General features: G+C 73.8%; 3 protein-coding genes and 1 pseudogene. 2 read left to right on the top strand and 2 right to left on the bottom strand.

Translation table 11 applies throughout. From position 1 onward, the window contains the following. Positions 1-59: 59 nt before the first annotated feature. Positions 60-917 (bottom strand): putative protein N(5)-glutamine methyltransferase, encoded by an 858-nt coding sequence (locus ACFXPK_RS32550; protein ID WP_385080758.1) that lies wholly within the window; start codon positions 915-917, stop codon positions 60-62. Between the two features lie 406 nt (positions 918-1,323). Here ACFXPK_RS32550 and ACFXPK_RS32545 point away from each other — a divergent pair, with 406 nt between their 5' ends. Then, positions 1,324-2,391: a lytic polysaccharide monooxygenase gene (locus ACFXPK_RS32545; protein WP_385080756.1), complete on the top strand. Its 1,068-nt coding sequence runs from the start codon at positions 1,324-1,326 to the stop codon at positions 2,389-2,391. A gap of 32 nt (positions 2,392-2,423) precedes the next feature. Here the strand turns inward: ACFXPK_RS32545 and ACFXPK_RS32540 are convergent, their stop codons facing one another. Continuing rightward, entirely contained in the window at positions 2,424-3,302 is an 879-nt protein-coding gene (locus ACFXPK_RS32540; protein ID WP_385080754.1) for an esterase/lipase family protein, read from the bottom strand. A 281-nt stretch (positions 3,303-3,583) separates the two neighbouring features. Here ACFXPK_RS32540 and ACFXPK_RS32535 point away from each other — a divergent pair. Further along, positions 3,584-4,627: pseudogene (locus tag ACFXPK_RS32535) on the top strand (DUF3533 domain-containing protein); the annotation flags it as partial. Between the last annotated feature and the right edge of the window lie 120 nt (positions 4,628-4,747).

Below are 4,747 nucleotides of genomic sequence, written 5' to 3'. Positions count from 1 at the left end.
CCCGTACCCGCCACGACGGGCGGTCGGGGTCGCTCCTGGGCTCCCTGCTTGTGGGCTTCCTACGGCCGGGTTCCGACGACCACCGTGGCGTACAGCTCCTCCGAGGTGGCCACGCGCGGCACCAGCCCGCTCACCGCGAACGCCCGGGCGGCGCCCGCCGCCAGGCGTTCGCCCGTCTCGACCAGCAGGGAGCCGCCCGGGGCCAGCCAGCCGGACGCCTCCGCGGTGACCCGGCGCAGCACGTCGAGCCCGTCCGCGCCGCCGTCGAGCGCCACCCGCGCCTCGTGTATCCGGGCCTCCTGGGGCAGCAGCCCGACCTCCTCGGTGGGGACGTACGGCACATTGGCGAGCAGGATGTCGACCCGGCCGCGCAGCGCGGCGGGCAGCGGCGCGTAGAGATCGCCCTCGTACACCCGCGCCCCGGCGGGCACATTGCGCCGGGCGCACCGCACGGCGGCGGGGTCGATGTCGGCCGCGTACAGCTCGGCCCCGTCGAGGACTCCGGCCAGCGCCGCGCCCAGCGCGCCCGAGCCGCAGCACAGGTCGACGACGACGGCGCCGGGCGGGGCGAGCGCGGCGGCCCGGTCGACCAGGAACTCCGTACGGCGGCGGGGCACGAAGACCCCGGGGTCGACGGCGATCCGCAGCCCGTGGAACTCGGCCCAGCCGAGGACGTGTTCCAGCGGCAGCCCGCCGACGCGTCGGTCGACCATGGCGGCGAGGTCGTCCGGGGCGGACGCGGCGGCGACGAGCAGCCGCGCCTCGTCCTCGGCGAAGACACAGCCGGCGGCCCGGAGCCGGGCGACGACCCCGTCGAACGGAGCGGCCGCCGGAGCCGCGCCGGAGAAGGAAGAGGACGAGGACGAGGACGAGGACGAAGAGGACGAAGAAGAAGAGGGGGAGGACACGGAGGACACGCGGAGCCTTTCGGGATGCCGATGGGCACTCCCGGCGGTCACCTATGCCTGATGGACCGCACGGCCGTGGGAGAGGAGCGCCCGACCTGGTACAGCGGTGATGGGTCTCGCCTCCTTCGGTGGTGGTGGGTACGTCACTGTGTGCGTCGGTCACCCTACCCGAGGCGGCTCCGGGCCGCGCGGGGATGGGCGACGGCCCTTTCCGGCCTCTCTCCGGGGCCCCTCTCTCAGGCCCCTCTTAGCCCGACCTTAAGTGCGGCATAAGGATGGGCTCCGCGCCGCTCCGACCGGCGATTCGGCTGTTTCGAGCGGCTAGCTTTCTGAGCGCTGGAGCGGCGTGGCGGCGGGGAGGCCGCCTGCCGCTCCGGCGGTACCGGCTCGTCCCCGTCCGAAGGAGTTCCATTCCATGACCGCTCGACGCACGGCCACCGGGATCGCCGTCCTCGGCCTCGCCCCGCTCGCGCTGGCCGGTCTCACGGCCGCGCCCGCAGCCGCCCACGGCTCGATGACGGACCCGGTCAGCCGGGTCGCCGCGTGTTTCGCCGAGGGGCCCGAGAGCCCGCGCTCCGAGGCGTGCAAGGCGGCCGTCGCGGCCAGTGGGACGCAGGCGTTCTACGACTGGAACGAGGTCAACATCGCGGACGCCGCAGGGAAGCACCGCCAGATCATCCCGGACGGCGCGCTCTGCGGCGCGGGCCGTGACAAGTACAAGGGGCTCGACCTGGCGCGCGCCGACTGGCCGTCGTCGCCGATGAACGCGGGCAACCGCACCTTCCGCTACAAGGCGACCGCGCCGCACAAGGGCTCCTTCGAGCTGTACCTCACCAAGGAGGGTTACGACCCGGCGCAGCCGCTGAAGTGGTCGGACCTGGAGGACAAGCCCTTCCTGACGGTCACCGACCCGAAGCTGGTGGACGGCGCCTATGTCTTCGACGGCGTCGTGCCGAACCGCTCCGGCCGCCATCTGCTGTACTCCATCTGGCAGCGCTCGGACAGCCCGGAGGCGTTCTACACCTGCTCCGACGTGGTCTTCGGCCAGGACGGCGGCGGCGCGGCAGGCACCGCCCCCACCACCGCGCCGACCGCGTCCGCGCCCTCGGACGCGGTGATCGAGGAGGGTACGGACAAGTCCTCCGTGGACCACAACGGCCATGGCGGGGACGGCGGTCACACCGCCGCCCCCGAGAAGGCGCCCGCCGAGGAGGCCACCGAGGCCGCCTCCCCCGCCGCCGGAAAAGCGGGCGCCCCGTCCGACGACACCGACGCCGCTTCCGAGGTGAAGGCCGCCGGAGCCCCGGCCGCCCAGCCGGTCGGACAGCCCGCGGGCGGCCAGGAGAACCTCGCCGAGACCGGCGGCTCCACCGCTACCCCGTATCTCGCGGTGGGCGGGGCGGCGGCCCTCGCCCTCGGCGCGGCGGTGATGTTCGGTACGGTGCGGCGCCGGACGGCCACGTCGGGACGCCACGGCCGCTGAACCGCCCCGTCCTCACCAGGGCCCGGACCGGATCAGCCGAGTACGGAGGCGCAGGTGGTCGGCGTGGCGCGGGCCGGGTCCAGTGCGTTGGCCACCTCGTGGAAGGCGATCCGGTCGACCAGTCCGAGCGTCGCGTGCTCGGAGACGTCGACCGCGCACAGGTCCTGGATCAGCACGTTGCGCACGTCGGGGCCGGTCAGGAACTGTGACCGGTAGGGCGTGACGATCTCGTCGTACCGTGTGGAGATGACGGTGTAGTGGACCCCCGGAACCGTGTCGCCGCCCTCGTTGAGCTTGGTGAGGAGCGGCGAACCGGCTATCTGGTCGGTGAGCCCGGGGGTCTTCTCGATCAGCAGGTCCTTCGCCCCGGGGACGTACTCCAGCAACTTGGTCAGCCCGAGCAGGGTGGTGCCCCGGTTGGAGGGCGCGATCCCGACGAGGGCGTTCACCTTCGCCGCGCCGCCCAGGAACTTCAGGTAGTAGCGCGGCATCATGCCGCCCTGGGAGTGGCCGACGATGTCGGCCTTCGGCACGCCGGTGGCGGCGAGCACCCGGTCCACGTACGTGGCGAGCTGTGCGGCCGAGGCGTCGATGGGGCCCAGCCCGTGGATCAGGGGGACGCCGGGGAGTTGGCCGTAGTCGAGGGAGAAGACGCAGTATCCGCGGTTCACCAGGTACGGGGCGAGTCCGAGCCAGTTGTCGACGGAGTTCGCGAGGGTGCCGTGGACGAGGACGACAGGACGGGGATGGGCGGCGGAGGGCTTGCACGTGAAGTCGTTCCAGCCGCTGCTGGTGGCGGCGGCCGCGGCGGGTGCGGCGGTGGGGGTGGCGGCCACGGCGGGGGTGACCGTGACGGTCAGGGCCAGCAGCAGGGTGGCCACGGGTCCGAACACACGTTTCCAGGGCAGCATCGGGCGATCTCCTTGCGGCTCAAGGGAATGGCGATGACGGTCAGCCCTGTGGTCCGGACCACACTGAGGGGTGAACTACCGTCAAGTTACGCAGGAGTAAGGTGAAGAAGGAAGTTACGCGTCGGTAAAAGATGACAGCGCACCCCGGCGCTTCCCGCCGTGGTGCGCCGCGCTCCCTCCGACGTGGGGCCGTTGTGCGGCCTACGGCGCCGCCCGCCCGCCCTCGGCCATTCAGCCCCCTCCCGCCTGCGCGTACCCCGCCGGGCCCGGAGCGTGAGGGCATGACTTTCGTCGACGAGGTGAAGAACGCCGTCTCCGTACGGGCCGCACTGCTCGTCCTCGGGGTGCTCGCGCTGCAACTCCTGTTCATCACGTCCTACGTGGGCGCGCTGCACAGCCCCAAGCCCACGGACATCAAGGTCGCCGTCGTCGCCCCGGGATCCAGCGCCGCCCAGCTCACCGCCGCGCTGAAGGGGCTGCCGGGCCGTCCGCTGTCCCCGCGCACGCTCCCCGACGAGAAGACCGCGCGGCAGCAGATGCTGAACCGCGAGATCGACGCGGCGCTCGTCGTCCGGCCCAGATCGATCAGCGACACCCTGCTCATCGCGACCGGTCAGGGGACCAACGAGACCAGGGAACTGGTGAACATCTTCGAGACCCTGGAGGCGCAGCAGCAGCGCTCCCTGCGGCTGACGGACATCGCCCCCGCGTCCGCCCGGGACGCGGGCAGCCTCTCCTCCTTCTACCTGGTGATCGGCTGGTGCGTCGGCGGCTATCTGTGCGCCGCCGCCCTCGCGATCAGCCACGGCGCCCGGCCGGCCACCCTCCACCGGGCGGTGATCCGGCTGGCCGTGCTGGCGTTGTACGCGATCGTCGGCGGTCTGCTCGGCGCGGTGATCACCGGTCCGGTGCTGGGGGCGCTGCCGGGCAGTGTGGCGGGGCTGTGGGGGCTCGGGGCGCTCACCGTCTTCGCGGTCGGCGCGCTCACCCTGGCGCTCCAGGCGCTCTGCGGTGTGGTGGGGCTCGGGCTGGCCGTGCTGATCGTGGTGGTCGCCGGGAACCCGAGCGCGGGCGGCGCGTATCCGCCGCCCATGCTGCCGGACTTCTGGCGGGCGATCAGCCCCGCGCTGCCGCCCGGCGCGGCCACCTGGGTCGCCCGGTCCATCGCGTACTTCCGGGGCAACGCGATCACGGCGCCGCTGCTGGTGCTCTCCGCCTGGGCGGTGGCGGGTACGGCGGTCACCCTGGTCCGGTCGGCGTTCCGGCGGAAGGACCGTCCTGCCGGGCCCGCCCCCGCCGTACCCCCCGCCACCGGAGCGGGGCCCGGCCCCGGTGGTCCCGGCCCCGGTGGTCCCGGCGCCGGGGCGGCCCGCCCCCCCCGGCCGCGCCCCGGTCCCGCCCCCCGGGGGGGGGGGGGGGGGGGCCAGGCGGGGGGGCGGGGCCCC

The organism is Streptomyces sp. NPDC059142 (genome assembly GCF_042755665.1).
Lineage (GTDB): Bacteria > Actinomycetota > Actinomycetes > Streptomycetales > Streptomycetaceae > Streptomyces.
The sequence above is the reverse complement of the archived record's forward strand: the minus strand, read 5'-3'. Positions and strand labels throughout refer to the sequence as shown.